15 protein-coding genes are annotated in these 17,675 nt (G+C 69.0%); 6 read left to right on the forward strand and 9 right to left on the reverse strand.

Going from position 1 to position 17,675, the window contains the following annotated elements; translation table 11 throughout:
* Positions 1 to 47: 47 nt before the first annotated feature.
* Complete coding sequence (mutS, locus tag FFS23_RS15745; protein ID WP_137899369.1) at positions 48 to 2,627, reverse strand: DNA mismatch repair protein MutS; 2,580 nt, start codon at positions 2,625 to 2,627, stop codon at positions 48 to 50.
* 321 nt (positions 2,628 to 2,948) lie between these two features.
* Here mutS and FFS23_RS15750 point away from each other — a divergent pair, with 321 nt between their 5' ends.
* Positions 2,949 to 5,207: an NADP-dependent malic enzyme gene (locus FFS23_RS15750; protein WP_137899347.1), complete on the forward strand. Its 2,259-nt coding sequence runs from the start codon at positions 2,949 to 2,951 to the stop codon at positions 5,205 to 5,207.
* Between the two features lie 124 nt (positions 5,208 to 5,331).
* On the opposite strand, the gene FFS23_RS15755 is transcribed toward FFS23_RS15750, so the two are convergent.
* Together FFS23_RS15755 and FFS23_RS15760 are read right to left on the reverse strand one after the other, a co-directional pair.
* Complete coding sequence (locus FFS23_RS15755) at positions 5,332 to 6,120, reverse strand: SDR family oxidoreductase (RefSeq protein ID WP_137899348.1); 789 nt, start codon at positions 6,118 to 6,120, stop codon at positions 5,332 to 5,334.
* A 197-nt stretch (positions 6,121 to 6,317) separates the two neighbouring features.
* Positions 6,318 to 7,463, reverse strand: coding sequence for an acyl-CoA dehydrogenase family protein (locus FFS23_RS15760; protein ID WP_137899349.1), 1,146 nt, complete (start codon positions 7,461 to 7,463; stop codon positions 6,318 to 6,320).
* A 512-nt stretch (positions 7,464 to 7,975) separates the two neighbouring features.
* Here FFS23_RS15760 and FFS23_RS15765 point away from each other — a divergent pair.
* Positions 7,976 to 8,536 carry a CHAP domain-containing protein gene (locus FFS23_RS15765; RefSeq protein ID WP_137899350.1) on the forward strand — a complete coding sequence of 187 codons (561 nt, stop codon included), beginning with the start codon at positions 7,976 to 7,978 and terminating at the stop codon, positions 8,534 to 8,536.
* A 190-nt stretch (positions 8,537 to 8,726) separates the two neighbouring features.
* Here FFS23_RS15765 and msrB read toward each other — a convergent pair whose 3' ends face one another.
* The 4 genes from msrB to FFS23_RS15785 all read right to left on the reverse strand — a co-directional run bounded on the left by msrB (position 8,727) and on the right by FFS23_RS15785 (position 12,750).
* Positions 8,727 to 9,221 (reverse strand): peptide-methionine (R)-S-oxide reductase MsrB, encoded by a 495-nt coding sequence (gene msrB / locus FFS23_RS15770; RefSeq protein WP_038662923.1) that lies wholly within the window; start codon positions 9,219 to 9,221, stop codon positions 8,727 to 8,729.
* Positions 9,222 to 9,469: 248 nt separating this feature from the next.
* Positions 9,470 to 10,447: an endonuclease/exonuclease/phosphatase family protein gene (locus FFS23_RS15775; protein ID WP_171009522.1), complete on the reverse strand. Its 978-nt coding sequence runs from the start codon at positions 10,445 to 10,447 to the stop codon at positions 9,470 to 9,472.
* A 159-nt stretch (positions 10,448 to 10,606) separates the two neighbouring features.
* Entirely contained in the window at positions 10,607 to 11,833 is a 1,227-nt protein-coding gene (locus tag FFS23_RS15780) for an ABC transporter permease (protein ID WP_137899352.1), read from the reverse strand.
* The gene (locus FFS23_RS15785; protein WP_137899353.1) at positions 11,830 to 12,750 is read right to left on the reverse strand and encodes an ABC transporter ATP-binding protein; all 921 of its coding nucleotides are present in this window, start codon (positions 12,748 to 12,750) and stop codon (positions 11,830 to 11,832) included. The genes FFS23_RS15780 and FFS23_RS15785 overlap by 4 nt, the downstream gene beginning before the upstream one ends.
* A gap of 87 nt (positions 12,751 to 12,837) precedes the next feature.
* Between FFS23_RS15785 and queG the strand changes: the two genes are divergently transcribed.
* From queG to FFS23_RS15800, 3 genes are all read left to right on the forward strand, one after another.
* On the forward strand, positions 12,838 to 13,887 hold the full coding sequence (queG, locus tag FFS23_RS15790) for a tRNA epoxyqueuosine(34) reductase QueG (protein ID WP_137899354.1): 1,050 nt from the start codon (positions 12,838 to 12,840) through the stop codon (positions 13,885 to 13,887).
* A gap of 494 nt (positions 13,888 to 14,381) precedes the next feature.
* On the forward strand, positions 14,382 to 14,831 hold the full coding sequence (locus FFS23_RS15795) for a hypothetical protein (protein ID WP_137899355.1): 450 nt from the start codon (positions 14,382 to 14,384) through the stop codon (positions 14,829 to 14,831).
* Positions 14,810 to 15,229 (forward strand): TonB family protein, encoded by a 420-nt coding sequence (locus tag FFS23_RS15800; protein WP_137899356.1) that lies wholly within the window; start codon positions 14,810 to 14,812, stop codon positions 15,227 to 15,229. The genes FFS23_RS15795 and FFS23_RS15800 overlap by 22 nt, the downstream gene beginning before the upstream one ends.
* Positions 15,230 to 15,430: 201 nt before the next feature.
* On the opposite strand, the gene FFS23_RS15805 is transcribed toward FFS23_RS15800, so the two are convergent.
* Positions 15,431 to 15,796 (reverse strand): hypothetical protein, encoded by a 366-nt coding sequence (locus FFS23_RS15805; RefSeq protein WP_038662910.1) that lies wholly within the window; start codon positions 15,794 to 15,796, stop codon positions 15,431 to 15,433.
* On the reverse strand, positions 15,793 to 16,479 hold the full coding sequence (locus FFS23_RS15810) for an EI24 domain-containing protein (RefSeq protein ID WP_137899357.1): 687 nt from the start codon (positions 16,477 to 16,479) through the stop codon (positions 15,793 to 15,795). Before FFS23_RS15810 ends, FFS23_RS15805 begins: the two co-directional genes overlap by 4 nt.
* 106 nt (positions 16,480 to 16,585) lie before the next feature.
* On the opposite strand from FFS23_RS15810, the gene FFS23_RS15815 reads away from it, so the two are divergent.
* Positions 16,586 to 17,584 (forward strand): adenosine kinase, encoded by a 999-nt coding sequence (locus FFS23_RS15815; protein WP_137899358.1) that lies wholly within the window; start codon positions 16,586 to 16,588, stop codon positions 17,582 to 17,584.
* Positions 17,585 to 17,675: the final 91 nt, after the last annotated feature.

Raw genomic sequence — 17,675 nt, forward strand, 5'->3', positions numbered from 1 at the left:
TCACCGCTTCGCGGCGCCACCTCCCCCTTGCGGGGGAGGACTTTGCGTCAGCCCTCCCGCGCCAACGCCTTCAGCCGGTACAGCGTATCGAGCGCCTCGCGCGGGGTCAGCGCATCGACGTCGAGCGACTCGACCTCAGCACGGATCGCGTCGCACGTCTCCTCCTCCGCCACCTGCGCGGCAGCGAACAGCGGCAGGTCGTCGAGCCCCGCCGCCAGCCCGCCGGTCTTCGCCCGGCCCGCCTCCAGCTTCGCCAGCACCGCCTTGGCGCGCGCCACCGTCGCCGGCGGCATCCCCGCCAGCCGCGCCACCGCGAGGCCATAGCTCCGGTCCGCCGGCCCGGTGCTCAGCTCGTGGAGCAGTACCAGCTCGCCCTTCCACTCGCGCGCGCGGACGTGGTGCAGCGTCAGCGCCTCGCAGCGCTCGGCCAGCCGGGTCAGCTCGTGGTAATGCGTCGCGAACAGGCAGCGGCAGCGATTGTCCTCGTGGATCGCCTCGACCACCGCCCAGGCGATGGCGAGCCCGTCATAGGTCGAGGTGCCGCGGCCGACCTCGTCGAGGATGACGAAGCTGTTCGGCGTCGCCTGCGCGAGGATCGCCGCGGTCTCGACCATCTCGACCATAAAGGTCGAACGACCCCGCGCGAGATTGTCCGACGCACCGACGCGGCTGAACAACCGGTCGACCATGCCGAGCGTCGCCTTGGTGGCGGGAACGTAGCTGCCGGTCTGCGCGAGCACCGCGATCAGCGCATTCTGGCGCAGGAAGGTCGACTTGCCGCCCATGTTCGGCCCCGTCACCAGCCACAGCCGCGAATCGGGGGTGAGCGTACAGTCGTTGGCGACGAACCGGTCGCCCGATTTCGCCACCGCCGCCTCGACCACCGGATGCCGCCCGCCGACGACGTCGAAACAGGGATGGTCGGCGAGCGCCGGCCGCGCCCATTGCCCCTCCGCCGCCCGCTCGGCGAGCGCTGCGGCGACGTCGATCCGGGCGAGCGCGTCGGCGGTGGCGGCGATCGCCTCCCGATGCGCGAGCGCGGCGGCGGTCAGCTCCTCGAGATGCGCGGCCTCGGCGGCGAGCGCATGCGCCCCCGCCTGCGACACGCGCGCGGCGACCTCGTGCAGCGCCGGCGTATTGAAGCGAACGACGCCCGCCAGCGTCTGGCGATGGGTGAAGCCGCTGTCGGGCTTCATCAGCGGATCGGCGGATCGCGCCGGCACCTCGACGTGATAGCCGAGCACGTTGTTGTGGCGGATCTTCAGCGTGGCGATGCCGGTCGCCGCCTTCATCTCGGCCTCCAGCGCGGCGATCGCGCGACGGCCGCCCGCGCCGGTGTCGCGCAATTCGTCGAGCGCGACGTCATAGCCCGCGGCGATATAACCGCCGTCGCTCGCCTCGATCGGCGGCGAGGGGACGAGCGCGCGCTTGAGCAGGTCGATCAGCGCGCCATGGCCGCGCAGTCGCGGCGCGACGCGATCGAGCAGCGCGAGCGGCGCATCGATCTGCGCCAGCCGCTCGCCGAGATGCCACGCCCCGTCGAGCCCGTCGCGAAGCTGCCCCAGATCGCGCGGCGACCCGCGTCCCGCCGCCAGCCGCCCGAGCGCCCGGCCAATATCGGGCAGCGCCCGCAACGCCGCACGGACCTGTTCGCGCTGGCCGGTGGCGTCATGGAAATGCTGGACGAGATCGAGCCTCGCGTCGATCGCCGCCTTGTCCATCAGCGGCGCACCGAGATCGCTCGCCAGCAGCCGCGCGCCGGCGCCCGTCACCGTCCGGTCGATACAGTCGAGCAGGCTGCCCTTGCGCTGGCCGCCGGTGGTGCAGGTCAGTTCGAGGCTGTCGCGCGTCGCCGCGTCGATCGCCATCGTCTCGGCGGCCTGGCTGAGCCGCGGCGGGCGCAGGAAGGGCAGGGCGCCCTTGGCGGTATGTTCCAGATAGGCGATCAGCCCGCCCGCCGCGGCAAGCCCGGCGCGGCTGAACTGGCCGAAGCCGTCGAGCGTCGCGACGCCGAACAGCGCCTTCAGCCGCGTCTCGCCGCTGCCGCTGTCGAACGTCTGCTTCGGCCGCAGCGTCGTCGCGGCGGCGGCCTGGTCCGAGGCTTCGGACGCCACGACCTCCGCCGCGCCGAGCCGCGCCAGCTCGGCACCGAGCGCGTCGATGGAACAGTCGATCACCTCGAACCGCCCGGTGGAGACGTCGGCGGCGGCGAGTGCCACCGCGCCCGCCGCCTCGCCGATCGCGACGCACCAATTGTCGCTGCGCGCATCGAGCAGCGCCTCCTCGGTCAGCGTGCCGGCGGTGACGACGCGGACGATGCCGCGCGATACCAGCGCTTTGTAGCCGCCGCGCGCCTTGGCCTCGGCGGGCGTCTCGGTCTGTTCGGCGATCGCGACGCGATGCCCCGCCTTGATGAGCCGCTGGAGATAGGCGGTGGCGGCATGGACCGGCACGCCGCACATCGGGATCTTCTCGCCGTCATGCTCGCCGCGCGAGGTCAGCGCGATATCGAGCACGCCGCTGGCGATGCGCGCGTCGTCGAAGAACAGTTCGAAGAAATCGCCCATGCGATAGAAGAGGAGGCAATCCTCCGCCTCGGCCTTGAGCGCGAGATATTGCGCCATCATCGGGGTGGGGGTGGTCGCGGGAGTCGCCATCGGCGGTCTGATAGCCGCTCGCCGCGCCGGCACAAGGTATGGGTAAGTCAGCGGCTTTGGCGCGGAGCCTATCCGGCTCCACCCGTCACCCCGGACTCGTTCCGTGGTCCACCCCTCCGCAGGGGGCGGGCCTTTAGCTTCCAGCCCTTCTCCCCGCCGCGCGGTGGACCCCGGAACGAGTCCGGGGTGACGGGGTGGTGGGGACAGGCCGCCAGCTAACACGCTGCCGCGGGTTGAAAGCCCGGCCCGAACCGGTCAAGAGCCGTAGCGTCAGCCCGTCAGCGAGGTCCTATGTCCGACGAAGCGTCCGTCCAATTCTCCGAGCGCGAGGCGCTCCTGTTCCATTCCGAGGGACGGCCCGGCAAGATCGAGATCATCGCGTCCAAGCCGATGGCGACGCAGCGCGACCTCGCGCTCGCCTATTCGCCCGGCGTCGCGGTGCCGGTGCAGGCGATCGCCGACGATCCCGCAATGGCCTATGACTATACCGCCAAGGGTAATCTGGTCGCCGTCATCTCCAACGGCACCGCGATCCTCGGCATGGGCAATCTCGGTGCGCTCGCGTCCAAGCCGGTGATGGAGGGCAAGGCGGTGCTCTTCAAGCGCTTCGCCGACGTCGATTCGATCGACATCGAATTGAAGACCGAGGACGTCAACCGCTTCATCGACGCGGTCGAGCTGATGGAGCCGACCTTCGGCGGCATCAACCTCGAGGATATCAAGGCGCCCGAATGTTTCATCATCGAGCAGACGCTGCGCGAGCGGATGAACATCCCGGTCTTCCATGACGACCAGCACGGCACCGCGATCATCGCCTCGGCGGGGCTCATCAACGCCTGCCTGCTGACCGGCCGCCGCCTCGCCGACGTCAAGCTCGTCGTCAACGGCGCGGGCGCGGCGGCGATCGCCTGCACCGAGCTGATGAAGGCGATGGGCGTACGCCATGACAACGTCATCATGTGCGACAAGACCGGCGTCATCTACCAGGGTCGCGACGACGTGAACCAGTGGCAGTCGGCGCATGCCGCCAACACCACCAAGCGCACGCTGACCGAGGCGCTGGAGGGCGCGGACGTGTTCCTCGGCCTGTCCGCCGCGGGCGCGCTCAAGCCCGAGATGGTCGAGCATATGGCGCCGTCGCCGATCATCTTCGCCATGGCCAATCCCGAGCCCGAGATCCGCCCCGAGCTCGCCAAGGCGGCGCGCCCCGATGCGATCGTCGCCACCGGCCGGTCGGACTATCCGAACCAGGTCAACAACGTGATCTGCTTCCCCTTCATCTTCCGCGGCGCGCTCGACGTGCGCGCCACCGGCATCAACGATGCGATGAAGATCGCCGCCGCCAATGCGATCGCCGAACTCGCCCGCCAGCGCGTACCCGAGGAAGTGGCGGTCGCTTACGGCGTGCAGCACAGCTTCGGCCCCGAATATATCATCCCGTCGCCGTTCGATCCGCGGCTGATGGAGCTGGTGCCGTCGGCGGTGGCCAAGGCGGCGATGGATTCGGGCGTGGCGATCAAGCCGATCCTCGACATGGACGCCTATCGCCAGACGCTGCGCGCGCGGCTCAACCCGACCACTTCGGTGCTCAGCCTCGCTTATGAGGGCGCGCGGGCGCGGCCGAAGCGGGTGCTGTTCGCCGAGGGCGAGGAAGAGGTGGTGCTGCGCGCCGCCATCTCGTTCAAGGAAGGCGGCTATGGCACGCCGGTGCTGGTCGGCCGCGACGACGTCTACGACCGGTTGAAGGCGCTCGGCGTCGCCAATCCGCAGGAGTATGAGGTCCACAACAGCCGCCATTCGCCGCTCGTCCCGAAGATGGTCGACTTCGTCTACAGCCGGTTGCAGCGCCGCGGCTATCTGCGCCGCGACGTCGAGCGGATGATCAACCAGGATCGCAACGTCTTCGGTGCGGCCTTGCTGCAACTGGGCGAGGCCGACGTGATGATCACCGGCATCACCCGCACCTGGGCCGAATCGATGCGGCAGGTGAAGCGCGTGATCGATCCCGAGGCGGGCCGCACCCCGTTCGGCATCCACGTCCTCGTCGGCCAGAGCCACACCGTCTTCATCGCCGACACGACGGTCAACGAGCGGCCGACCGGCGAACAGCTCGCCGATTTCGCCGAACAGACCGCGCAGGTCGCACGCCGCATGGGCCACGAACCGCGCGTCGCGATGCTGAGCTATTCGACCTTCGGCAATCCGAAGGGCGCGTGGGTCGACAATATCCGCGAGGCGGTGTCGGTGCTCGACGGGCGCAACGTCGGTTTCGAATATGAAGGCGAGATGCCGCCCGACGTCGCGCTCAACCCGCGCCAGCTCGCCAATTATCCGTTCGCGCGCCTGTCGGGGCCGGCGAACATCCTCATCATGCCGGGCCTGCAATCCGCGCATATCTCCGCCAAATTGCTGCGCGAACTGGGCGGTGACAGCGTGATCGGGCCGATGCTGATCGGCATGGAGAAGCCGGTCCAGATCGCGCCGATGACCTCGACCGCGAGCGAGCTGGTGACGCTGGCGGTGCTCGCCGCGGGCGGCATCGCGCGATAATCGCAGGGCGGGGTGCGGCTCGGCCTCACCCTTCGCCGCCTACGGCGTCTTTTCCCTCTCCCGCCGGGAGAGGGAAGGAGGCGCGAAGCGCCGGGAGGGTGAGGGTGATGCGCGTCGGTCGCGCCTAAGCGTCGATGCTCCTCCCCAGCGCGGCGTGGACCAGCCCGCCGTCGACGGTGATCGTCTCGCCCACCACATAATCCCCCGCGCGGCTGGCGAGATAGATCGCCGCGCCCGCCATATCCTCGTCCACCCCGATCCGGCCCGCCGGGATACCGCGCGCGATCGCGTCGCCATGGTCGCGGGCGGCTTTGTTCATGTCGCTCGGGAAGGCGCCGGGTGCGATTGAAGTGACGTTGATGCCGTCGCGCACCAGCCGCGCCGCCATCCGCTTGGTGAGGAAGATCAGCGCCGACTTCGACGCATGATAGCTGTACGTCTCCCACGCATTGAGCCGCTGGCCGTCGATCGAGGTGATGTTGATGACCTTGGCCGGCCGTTCCCGCGACCCCGAAGCCTTGAGCAGCCCGTGCAGCGCCTGCGTCAGGAAGAAGGGGGATTTGACGTTGAGGTCCATCACCTTGTCCCAGCCGGCCTCGGAGAAGTCCTCGAACGGCACGCCCCAGGCCGCGCCCGCATTGTTGACGAGGATATCGAGCCGCTCCTCGCGCTCGGCGAGCTGCGCGGCGAGCGCCTTGCAGCCGGCGACGGTGCTGACGTCCTGCGGCAGCGCGATGCAATTCGGCCCGAGCTCTTCGGCTGCGGCCTCGCAGATGTCGGCCTTGCGCGACGAGATATAGACTTTGGCGCCCTGCGCGACGAAGCCCGCCGCGATCATCTTGCCGATACCGCGACTGCCGCCGGTGACCAGCGCGACCCGGCCGTCGAGCCGGAAGAGGGTGTTGGTGTCCATATGTCTCTCTCCCAAATGGATCGTCCCCGCTTTGAGGTGACGATGATTGTGTCTGCCCAGCCCGGGCCTCTGTCATCCCCGCGCAGGCGGGGATCCATAAACGCTGACGGCCCGGCTCAAGCGGGGACCGCGCGTCTGGATCCCCGCCTGCGCGGGGATGACGATGGAGGGGAGGGCGCCGTGCCGCCTCACAAACCTCACCCGCCGCGCTTGATCGTCTCGCGGGCGATGATGACCTGCTGGATCTGGCTGGTGCCTTCGTAGATGCGGAACAGGCGCACGTCGCGATACAGCCGCTCGATCCCGTAATCGGCGATATAGCCGGCGCCGCCATAAATCTGCACCGCCTTGTCGGCGACGCGGCCGACCATCTCGCTGGCGAAATATTTCGCCGCCGCCGATTCGAGGACGACGTCGTCGCCGCGATCCTTCGCCGCCGCGGTCTCCATCACCATCGCCCGCGCGACCAAAGCCTCGGTCTTCATATCGGCGATCATGCCCTGGATGAGCTGGTGGCTGGCGATCGGCTGGCCGAATTGCGTGCGGCTGCCGGCATAAGCGACGCTGTCCGCGATCAGCCGTTCGGCGACGCCGACGCAGACCGCGCTGATATGCAGCCGGCCGCGATCGAGCACGCGCATCGCGATCTTGAAGCCCTCGCCCTCCGCGCCGAGCCGGTTGGCGACGGGGACGGGGACCTCGTCGAAATGCACGTCGGCGACCTTGGCGCCCTTCTGCCCCATCTTCTTCTCGGGCTCGCCGATCGTGATTCCCGGCAGGTCCTTCGGTACGAGGAAGGCGGAGACGCCGCGGCCGCCCTTCTCCTCACCGGTGCGCGCCATCACGGTGAAGAGCTGCGCACGATCGGCATTGGTGATGTAGCGCTTCGTCCCGGATAGCCGGTAGACGTCGCCGTCGCGGACCGCGCGCGTCTTCACCGATCCCGAATCGCTGCCGACATCGGGTTCGGTGAGCGCGAAGCTGGTGACGATCTCGCCGCTGGCGATCTTCGGCAGCCATTCGGCCTTCTGTTCGGCGCTGCCCGCCATCACCAGCCCCTGGCTGCCGATGCCGACGTTGGTGCCGAACGCCGAGCGGAAGGCGGGCGTCGTCCGCCCCATCTCGATCGCGACGCGGCATTCCTCGACCATGTTGAGGCCGAGCCCGCCATAATCCTCGGCGATCGACAGGCCGAACAGGCCCATGTCCTTCATCTCGGCGACGATCCCCTCGGGGATCGCGTCCGCCGCCTCGACCTCCGCCTCGAGCGGGCGGAGCCGTTCGGCGACGAACCGCCGCACGGTGTCGATCAGCGCATCGAAGGTTTCGGGATCGAGAGCCATGTCGCTTCCACTGCCATTTCGTTGCCCGAGAGGTAATGCGGAGTGGCGGGCGCTGCAAACCCGAAATTCTAAAAAGTACGGTTGCGCTCTTGGGCGAGGCCATACTGGATTGGTCGCAAGGGAGCCAAGCCCACCCCGTCACCCCGGACTTGTTCCGGGGTCCACCTTGCGGCGAGGAGAATGGCAGGAAGGGCAGCCGTGACGCTTGCGGCCCGGTGGACCCGGAACAAGTCCAGGGTGACGGTGTCCATGCGGTGACGGACCGAGCCTCACGATCCCGGTCTATCGATCGTCACCGCCGCGACCGCGTCGATAAAGGGCAGGAAATCAGCCCGATTCTCCGACTTTAGGCCGTTCATTCCCGATAAAGGGACAAGCCTGCGGACGCATTCCGTCGTCTCATCGGCGCCGCAACACCGTTCGTCTCTTATGGTTCCTGCGGCCATTGGAGATTTTCAAACCCCCGGCTAGCGACATCCTCGACGAACGGGTTTTGACCGGGGGGTCAGCAAATGACTGTGAAGACGTTGGCAGCGCGTTTTGCGCTGGTGTTCTCCTGCGCCCTGATGACGGCGACCCCTGCGTTCGCGCAGTTCTGGCAGTGTGCGCCTTATGCCCGCGAGATCTCGGGCATCGACCTGCACGGCAACGCCAATACCTGGTGGGGCCAGGCCGCTGGCCGCTACGAACGTGGCCATGCGCCCAAGGTCGGCGCGGTGCTTGCCTTCCAGTCGACCCGCCGCATGCGCGTCGGTCACGTCGCGATGGTCTCGCAGGTCGTCAGCGACCGCGAAGTGCTGCTGACCCACGCCAATTGGTCGCGCCCCGGCGGCATCGAGCGCAACGTCCGCGCGATCGACGTCTCGGCGGCGGGCGACTGGAGCGAAGTCAAGGTCTGGTACGGTCCCAACGGCGGTCTCGGCACGTCGAGCTATCCGACCAACGGCTTCATCTATTCGGGCCACGCCCCCGCCGTCGATACCGATGCCGCTCCTGCGAGCGACACCGCCGTCGACACTAGCATCATCGCCACCGCCGCCACCGTGCCGGTGGTTCCGGTCGCGGGCCGGTAAGCAGGAATTACGGGGCAGAGGTTCGCTCTCCCCAAGAAAGCCGTCATCCCCGCGGAGGCGGGGATCCATATACGCTGACGTATCCGCTCAAGCGGGGACCCGCGCGTCTGGATCCCCGCCTCCGCGGGGATGACGGTATGAGAGGGGCGGTGCGTCTCGTTCGCCGGGATGACGGCGGGTCGGTCGCCTCTCAGGCCGCCCGGAACGTCATCGCCACGCCGTTCATGCAATAGCGCTTCCCGGTCGGCTTCGGCCCGTCATCGAAGACATGGCCCAGATGGCCGCCGCAGCGGCTGCAATGCACTTCGGTCCGCTGCATCATCAACGAGCCGTCGACCCGCGTTCCCACCGCGCGCGGCAGCGGCGCGTAGAAGCTCGGCCAGCCGGTGCCGCTCTCGAACTTGGTCTTCGACGAAAACGCAGGCTGCGCACACCCCTTGCACGCGAAGATGCCGGCGCGATGCTCGTCGTTGAGCGGGCTGCTGAACGGCCGTTCGGTGCTCTCGTGACGCAGCACCGCCCATGCCTGATCGCCGAGCTTCTTGCGCCACGCGGCATCGCTCATCGCGACGGGGAAGCGCTCGGCGGCGGCGGCGGGCGCGCTGCGGCAGCCCCATAGCGCCGCCCCGGCGATGCCGGCGGCGGCGAGCGACAGAAGCGAGCGGCGGGAAGGATCGTGAACCATTACCGGGATATAGATACCCCCACGGCACCCCGCATCCCCCGCCGGAGCAGGAACGTTGCGGGGGCGCAGGTTCCGCTACCCACCCACTCCGTCACCCCGGACTTGTTCCGGGGTCGACTCCGCGGCGGGGTGAACGGCTTGAGGCTCCAGCGACGACCCTGCGGCCCGGTGGACCCCGGAACGAGTCCGGGGTGACGAACCGGTTTGGGTAATCGCCCGGACGCGTCACCCCGCCGGCCGGGGCCGGATCAGACGCCGAGGCCGAAGCTGCGCATCACGCCGATATGATCCGACAGCCGGTCGCCGTCGGCGAGCGTCCCGAAGCTGCGCGTCTGCCCCTCGGCGGCGATCGTGCCGCGATAGGCGACGACGGTCTTGGCGTGCGCGAGCGTCGGCGTCGGCGCGATTGCCCGGCACGAGGCGCCGCAGGCGGTCTCCGACGCGGCGATCGTCAGGCCGTCGCCGCCGACCAGCGCCTGCGCCAGATAGGCCTGGCGTGCGGGATCGTTGCCGACGTTGAAGTCGCCGGCGAGCACCACCGAGGCGCCATCGCCGCCGACCGAACCGATGAACGCGCGCAGCGCATCGGCCTGGCGCTGATAGGCGAACAGGCTGCGGTCGCTGCCGACGCCCGAGGCGGCACGCGCGTTGAGATGCGTGTCGACCACCACCAGCGGCGCGGTACGGCCGGGCACGCGCAGCGCCACCGCCAGCATCCCCTTGTTGGCGAGGCAGTCGTAGCCCGCGCAGGCGAAGCGCGGATAGGCGACGCGCTTGGCCCAGACGATTGGATAGTCGGAGAAGATGGCGAGCCCGCTGTCCTCGCGCGCGCCCTCGGTCTCTCCATGCCACAGGCTGGCCTTGGCGAGGAAGGCGCGTTCGGCCGGCGTCGTCGCCGGGGCACCCGCCTCGTCGGCGCTCGGGCCATAGGCGACGTAGCGATACCCCGCATTGGTGCCGATCGCCTTTTGCGCGTCGCCGAACGCCTCCTGCACCGCGACCACCTGCGGCCCGTCGCCGCGATCGTGCATCGCGCGCAGCTCGGCGGCGATCGACGCGGCGGCGGCGCCGCGGCCGTGGGTCAGCGGCCAGGGCAGGCCTTCGACATTGTAGGACAGCAAGGTGACCGGCCCGGCGGCGGGGGCGGCGTGGAGCACGTTGCGCTCCACCGCCATCACCGACTTGGGCTCGGCGAGACCGGTGACCAGCAGTACCGCCGCCAACATCACGACCCCAGGTATCCGCCGCATCGTCCCACTCCCCTCACGCTGGAACCTTCTCTAGGCTCGCGCGTGTGACGCGGTGACGTAGGCGCGATGACAAGCGCGTCATCTGCGCGAATATCCTCGTCCCGGGCCGGTGGCAGCCCGCCCCGGGCGACGCGATCAGCCCGTCCGGCGCTTCCAGAACGGCTTGGCGCTGCCCGATTGCAGCACGCCGCGCCGGAACAACCGCGCGCCGAGCGTGATGAAAATCGTCACCCACAGCAATTGCCACGCGATCGCCGCGACATGCGGCCACCATTCCGGCGAGGTCGCGGCGCGGCCCGCCATCGCGAACGGCGACGACAGCGGGAAGAGCTGCGCCGCGGTGGCGACCCAGCTGTCCGGCCGGCTGGTACCGGCGAGCGCCAGCGCCAGCATCCCCATCTGCACGATCGAGATCGGCAGCGCGAGCATCTGGATCTCGCGCGGCGTCGACGCCTGCGCGCCGACCACGAGGAAGGCCGAGCCGAGCAGCAGATAGGCCATCGTAAAATAGACGAGGAACAGCGCGACGAACGCCGGCATGCCGACCGCCGCCTGGATCGCCAGCGACGACGCCACCTCGGGCGGCAGCAGCATGCCGAGCCGCGAGATGATCGTCCCCCAGAACACCACGAACAGCACCGCGACCCCGAACATGCCGAGCAGCTTGCCGAGGAACACGCTCTCCAGCGGCACCGCGGCGGCGAGCACCTCGATCACCTTGTTGTTGCGTTCCTCGGCCATCGTGCCGACCACCTGGCTGGCGAGGAACAGGTTGAGCAGGAACACGCCGAACACCGCGAACGAGGCGGACTGGCGGCGATTGCCCGCCGATCCCTGCGGCCGCTCTGTCGGCGTCTTGGTCGCGGCGATCCGCGGCGACGCGCCGCCCAGCCGGTCCGCCGCGATCGTCTCGGCGGCGAGCAGCGCGAGATAATCCGCCGCCCGCCCGCCGCGCGGCCCGTACAGCACCTGCGGCCGGTCGAGCGGACCGTAGAGCACCGCGCTCGCCTCGAACGCATCGCTGGCGAAGGCGGCGCGCGCCTGTGCGGCGGGGTCGCGATCGGGCCGCTGGGTGACGAGCACCGGCGGCGCCTCGTCATCGCGGCGGAAGGCGGTACGCAGCCGCGTGTCCGCCGCCGCCATCGTCCGCGCCGTCATATCGGGCAGGATCGCGACGATCCGCGACTTGTCGGCGCGGCTGTCCGCGACGCTCGCCGCACCGATGCCGCCGATCGCCGAGAAGGAGCCGAGCAGCACCGGCGCGAGCAGGAACAGCAGGAAGACCGGCGTGAACACGGTCGCGACGAAATCGCGCCGCGCGATGGTCAGCGCCTGGCGGAAGGTCCGAACCGCGTTGCTCATGCCGCGTCTCCCGCGTCGGCGGCCTTGCCGACGATGCGGACGAAAGCGTCGTGCAGCCCGGGCCGTTCGATCGACAGCCCGCCGATGCCATAACCGCGGTCGATCAGCGTCACCAGCAACCCCTCGATTCCCTCTGCCGGCAGCTGGAAGCGCCAGCCGGCCCCGTCCGGCACCGCGTCATGCGGCAGCACGTCGGCGATGGCGGCATCGGGCCGCGTCGGCAGATAGCGCACCCGGCTCGGCAGCGTGCCGCGCGCGTCGTCCACCGTCCCCTCGAACCGCCGCTTGCCGCCGGCGATGATCGCCAGCCGGTCGCAGACGCGTTCGGCATGCGCCATGATATGCGTCGAGAACAGCACCGTCGCGCCGCGGTCGCGCTCGGCGAGGATCAGCGCTTCCAGCTTCTCCTGATTGACCGGGTCGAGCCCCGAAAAGGGCTCGTCGAGCACCAGCAGATCGGGGCGATGCACCACCGAGCCGAGCAATTGCACCAATTGCGCCATGCCCTTGGACAGTTTCTTGATCTTCTCGTCGACCGCATGGCCGAGCCCCGCCGCCTCCATCAGCTCGGCGGCGCGCGTGCGCCCGGTGCGCCGGTCGAGCCCGCGCAACGCGCCCATGAAGGCGATCGCGTCGCGCGCCTTCATCGACGGATACAGGCCGCGTTCCTCTGGCAGATAGCCGACGCGGTCGCTCGCCTCGCGCGGCGCGAAATGGCCGAGCACCGAACGGCGCCCCTCGTCGGGCTCGATAATCCCGAGCAAGGTGCGCAGCGTCGTCGTCTTGCCCGCGCCATTGGGGCCGAGCACGCCGTAGATCGCACCGCGCGGCACCGCGAGATCGATGCCGTCGACGACGCGCCGTTCGCCGAAGCGCTTCACCAGATGCTCGGCGAACACCGCCAGATCGTCAGCCAAACACCCGTCCCCCGTCCGCCCCAGGCTGCGCCACCCATCCCGAACGGGATGCGTGTGTTGCCGTGGCGCTTGTGGTAGCGGGCGGACGTGTCCCAACACAAGCAGCAAGCCGAAATCGAACACCGGATCAAGGCGAAGGCGGCCGAACTCGGCTTCGTCGCCTGCGGCATCGCGCGCGCCGATGCGGCGCCGCGCACCGCCGGGCGGCTGCGCGAGTGGCTGGACGAAGGCCGTCACGGCGACATGATCTGGATGGAGGAGCGCGCGCATCATCGCGGCTCGCCCACCGGATTGTGGCCCGAGGTGCGCAGCATTGTCGCGCTCGGCATGAGCTACGCCCCCGCCGCCGATCCGCTGCGGCTGGCGGGGGAGGGGGAGCGCGGCCGCATCTCGGTCTATGCGCAGGGCGGCGATTACCACGACGTCGTCAAGAAGGCGCTGAAGGCGCTCGGCCGCTGGCTGGCGCAGGAGGCGGGCTGCGACCTCAAGGTGTTCGTCGACACCGCACCGGTGATGGAGAAGCCGCTTAGCGAGGCGGCGGGGCTCGGCTGGCAGGGCAAGCACACCAATCTGGTCAGCCGCGCGCACGGCAGCTGGCTGTTCCTCGGCGCGATCTACACGACGCTGGACCTGACGCCCGACGTGCCCGGCCGCGACAGTTGCGGTTCGTGCGACGCCTGCCAGCGCGCCTGCCCGACCGACGCCTTTCCCACGCCCTACCGGCTCGATGCGCGGCGGTGCATCTCCTATCTCACGATCGAGCATGCCGGCCCGATCCCGCACGAATTCCGCGCCGCGATCGGCAACCGCATCTACGGCTGCGACGATTGCCTCGCGGTCTGCCCGTGGAACAAGTTCGCGGCGACGGCGGCGGCGAACATGGCCTTCCAGCCGCGCGCGGAACTCACCGTACCGGCGCTCGCCGACCTGCTCGCGCTCGACGACGCCGACTTCCGCCAGGTCTTCGCCGGTTCGCCGATCAAGCGCATCGGCCGGGGCCGCATGGTCCGCAACGCCGCCATCGCGGCGGGCAACAGCGGTGCGCCGGCATTGCTGCCGGTGCTGGAGCGACTGCGCGACGATGCCGACCCGGTGGTGGCGGAGGCGGCGGGCTGGGCGGCGGATCGGGTGCGATAATCGCCGGTTGATTACGATGGCCGTGTTGCCAGAATGACGCGAAACGTGGCGACGCCCCGTACAGGGCAAACCGGTCATCTCGGCGTCCACGACAGCGACATTGTAACTGTCGCTGTCGGGAGTCACTGTCGGGAATAGTATCTATCGTCAGACTGGCATCCGGTCGAACGGCCTGCCGCGCGAGCGAGCAAGAGGGCCGGGTAGGCCTACACAGATCAATGTGCTTTGGGAAATGCAGCCGTGCCCGCAGTCTGTCCGGGCGAAAGCAGCGCGCCCGGCAATGCAATCAACATGATCCACCCGCCTCTCTGAATGAGGCGAGAGGCGAGCATTGGAAAGGTCGTTACCAATCGTGCTCAGTCTCGAATTTGATCCGATATCAAGATACCTTTGAAAATCATGGTGTTGTGACAGTGAGTTGACTCTCGTGGCGCCAATGGATATTTTACTGTTGTTGCGTAGAGCGGGGCGGGAAAGTGCGTATCGGGCGGATAGTGCCGGTGCTGGTAACTTTGGCGCTCGTGAGCGGCGACGCCGCGGCGCAAGAACTGCCGAAGCCGCTGGCGCCGAGCTCTAAGTGGCAGATCGACTATGCGTCCGGCGACTGCCGGCTGATCCGCAGTTTCGGTGAAGGCCGGCATCTGGTCACCCTGCAATTCGCCCGCGCCAACGATATCGACGAGCTCGTGATGGCGCTCGGCGGCCGGGAAATGCCGACCACGCGGGAAGAGGTTCCCGTGGCGGTCGGTACCTCCACTGTCGCGCAGGTGCCGGGCATGCATGCGCGGGGTGTTGCCACGTACGATCACCTGCTTGGCAGCATCCGGTTCCACACGGACGTCGATCTTCCCAAGGCGCTGCGTAGTGACGTGAGCCAAGGCAAGCCGACAGTTCTGAGCGTGGCTTCGTCCGCGGCTACCGGTTGGCGCTCGACCTCGGCATGATGAAGGCTCCGCTCGCGGCGCTCGACGCCTGCGCCGATGATCTGGTGAAGGGATGGGGCGTGGATCTTGCCCAGATGCGGCGGCAGCGATCGGCGCCAGAACCGGCGAACGACGTCTCGCGCTGGTTCAGGTCGTCGGATTATCCCGAGAAGCAGGGACATCAAGGCGCCGGCGGCCTCGTCGGAATCCGGCTGGTCATCGGGGTCGATGGCGCGGTGAAGAAGTGCGAGGTCTATATGTCCGGGGGTGACAAGGCCTTCGAGGAGACCACCTGCCGGCTGGTGATGGAACGTGCCCGGTTTCGGCCAGCGATCGGTGCGGACGGCCGTCCGATCGCCTCGCTATGGGCACGCCGGGTCAATTGGCGGCCGGGCGATCTATCCTTCACCGTGCAGTAACGACGGCCCGGGCAATTGCAACGATCCCGGCATAACTACTTGGTTACTAAAGGAAAAATGATCGCGCTGTCCTACATATGGTCGATACGGTAACAGGCGGGCAATCGACCCGCTCTGTCTCATTGGTGCAAAAACGGAAACGATAGGGGGTGATCGTTTCCATTAAGGTGTTCAACTTGTCCACGTTGAACGCATGCTGACCTATTTTCCGCCATCGCGTCGGACCAGCGCGGCGACGCAGCTCGCACGGTCGATCGTGCTGCCGTCGGGCTCGCGCGCGTCGAGATAGGTGACGCGCGGCGCCTCCGATCCCTTGGGGTAGAGATAGGCGTCGAGCACGCAGATCGGCCCCGCGAACTGGAGCTTGCGCGCGGCGCCCTCGCGGATGTCGGCGTCGGGCTTGCCGAACAGCGTCACCAGCCCCGCTTCGTCCTGGCCGATCACGCGTTCCAGGCCAGCGCTGGTATAGGGAACGACCGGGCGGCTCGTCACCGCCGGCGCGACCGCGCCCGGCGCGGCGCAGGCGCCCGCCAACAGCGCAAGTGCCAATGCCGCCAGTGCCTTCATGCGCGCTCCCCCCGTCGCGACGCATGGAACAGATGCGTCGCCATCGCCGCGCCGAGGATCGGCGCGACCAGATTGACCAGCGGAACCACGAACAGCCCGGTGCCGACAAGCCCCAGTACGAACCGTTGCGCCCGCGTCGCCTCGCGCCAGCCCCGCATCGTCGCATCGTCCATATGGCGGCTCGCCACCATCTCGCCGAGGTCGCGGCCGAGCAGCAGCGCATTGACGAGGAAGAAGGCGATCGCCGGTCCGACCGCGGTGAACAGCAGCGCCAGATAGACGGGCACCATCAGCAGGTTGACCGCGACCGCCCGCCCCGCCGAGCCGAGCCCCATGCGCAGCGACCGGGTGAGGCGCACCGGGCGCGCGGCGGCGTGCGCGGCGGGATAATGGCGCGCCTCGACCGCGGCGACCACCTCGTCGCCGAACACGCCGAGCACCGCGACCGCGATGACCCGGAACAGCAGCCACGCGCCAAGCCCGATCAGCACCACCGCCGCCGCGCCGGCAAGGCCGTCGCCCCATGCGCCGACCCATGCCGCAAGCAGCGCGCGCAGGCCGAGGTAGAGCCCGACGCCCAGCACGGCGAAGATCGCCAGCGTCACCAGCAGCGACTTGCCGAGCACGCGCAGGATGGCGGGCTGGCCGAGCTGGCCGATCGAGAGGGTGAGGGCGCGCAGCATCGTGCCGGGTTGGCTTGCGGGGGCGGGCGCGTCAACCACCGCCACGTTGCGTGGGGGGCGTGCCGGCCCTAGGGACGGCCTTTACGTTTTCCCCGGAGCTATATCCTTGTCCCAGCCCAAATATGACGTGGTCGCGATCGGCAATGCGATCGTCGACGTGCTTTCCCAGGCCGACGACGCCTTCATCGAGTCGATCGGCGTCGCCAAGGGCTCGATGCAATTGATGTTCTCGCCCGAGGATGCCGATGCGCTCTACGCCAAGATGGGTCCGGGCCGCGAAGTGTCGGGCGGATCGGCGGCGAACACCGTCGCTGGGATCGCGGCGCTCGGCGGGCGCACCGCGTTCATCGGCCAGGTCGCCGACGACCAACTCGGCGAGGTCTTCGCGCACGACATCCGCGCCGCCGGCGTCGATTTCGCCACCGCGGCGCGCCCCGGCCAGCCGACCACCGCGCGCTGCCTGATCTTCGTGACGCCCGACGGCCAGCGGACGATGAACACCTATCTCGGTGCGTCGCAATTCCTGCCCGAGGCGGCGCTCGACCTGTCGGTGATCGAGGATGCGGCGATCCTGTATCTCGAAGGCTATCTGTGGGACCCCGAGGAGCCCCGCGCGGCGATGCGCGCGGCGATCGAGGCGGCGCGCAAGGCGGGCCGCAAGGTCGCCTTCACGCTGTCCGACGTGTTCTGCATCGGCCGCCACGGCGGCGACTTCCGCCAGCTCATCGCCGACGGCCTGATCGACATCCTGTTCGCCAACGAGGGCGAACTGACGGCGCTCGCCGAAACCGAGGATTTCGACGCGGCGGTCGCCAAACTGTCGGCGCAGGTGCCGACGCTGGTGGTCACGCGCGGCGAGGCTGGCGCCTGCGCGATCCAGCACGGCAGCCGCGCCGAGGTCACCGCCGAGCCGATCGACAAGGTCGTCGACACGACCGGCGCGGGCGACCTGTTCGCGGCGGGCTTCCTGCACGGCCAGGCGCAGGGCAAGGGGCTGGAACAGTCGCTCAAGCTCGGCGCGATCTGCGCGGCGGAAATCATCAGCCACTTCGGCGCCCGCCCCAACGTCGACATGAAAGCGCTCGCCGCCGCCAAGCTCGGCTGAACCACTCCTCCCTCTCCCGCCGGGAGAGGGAGTATCCCCGCCGCGGGCACGGTCTTCTCGACCATCAACGATACGAGACGAACCCGCCCGA

The sequence above is a fragment of the Sphingomonas sp. 2SG genome (assembly GCF_005503285.1).
GTDB classification, from domain to species: domain Bacteria; phylum Pseudomonadota; class Alphaproteobacteria; order Sphingomonadales; family Sphingomonadaceae; genus Sphingomonas; species Sphingomonas taxi.

Coding starts and splice junctions, on each gene's coding strand:
- FFS23_RS15765 (WP_137899350.1), top strand. CDS start 7,976: ATGACTGTGAAGACGTTGGCAGCGCGTTTTGCGCTGGTGTTCTCCTGC.
- FFS23_RS15755 (WP_137899348.1), bottom strand. CDS start 6,120: ATGGACACCAACACCCTCTTCCGGCTCGACGGCCGGGTCGCGCTGGTC.
- FFS23_RS15780 (WP_137899352.1), bottom strand. CDS start 11,833: ATGAGCAACGCGGTTCGGACCTTCCGCCAGGCGCTGACCATCGCGCGG.
- FFS23_RS15805 (WP_038662910.1), bottom strand. CDS start 15,796: ATGAAGGCACTGGCGGCATTGGCACTTGCGCTGTTGGCGGGCGCCTGC.
- mutS (WP_137899369.1), bottom strand. CDS start 2,627: ATGATGGCGCAATATCTCGCGCTCAAGGCCGAGGCGGAGGATTGCCTC.
- msrB (WP_038662923.1), bottom strand. CDS start 9,221: ATGGTTCACGATCCTTCCCGCCGCTCGCTTCTGTCGCTCGCCGCCGCC.
- FFS23_RS15775 (WP_171009522.1), bottom strand. CDS start 10,447: ATGTTGGCGGCGGTACTGCTGGTCACCGGTCTCGCCGAGCCCAAGTCG.
- FFS23_RS15760 (WP_137899349.1), bottom strand. CDS start 7,463: ATGGCTCTCGATCCCGAAACCTTCGATGCGCTGATCGACACCGTGCGG.
- FFS23_RS15750 (WP_137899347.1), top strand. CDS start 2,949: ATGTCCGACGAAGCGTCCGTCCAATTCTCCGAGCGCGAGGCGCTCCTG.
- FFS23_RS15810 (WP_137899357.1), bottom strand. CDS start 16,479: ATGCTGCGCGCCCTCACCCTCTCGATCGGCCAGCTCGGCCAGCCCGCC.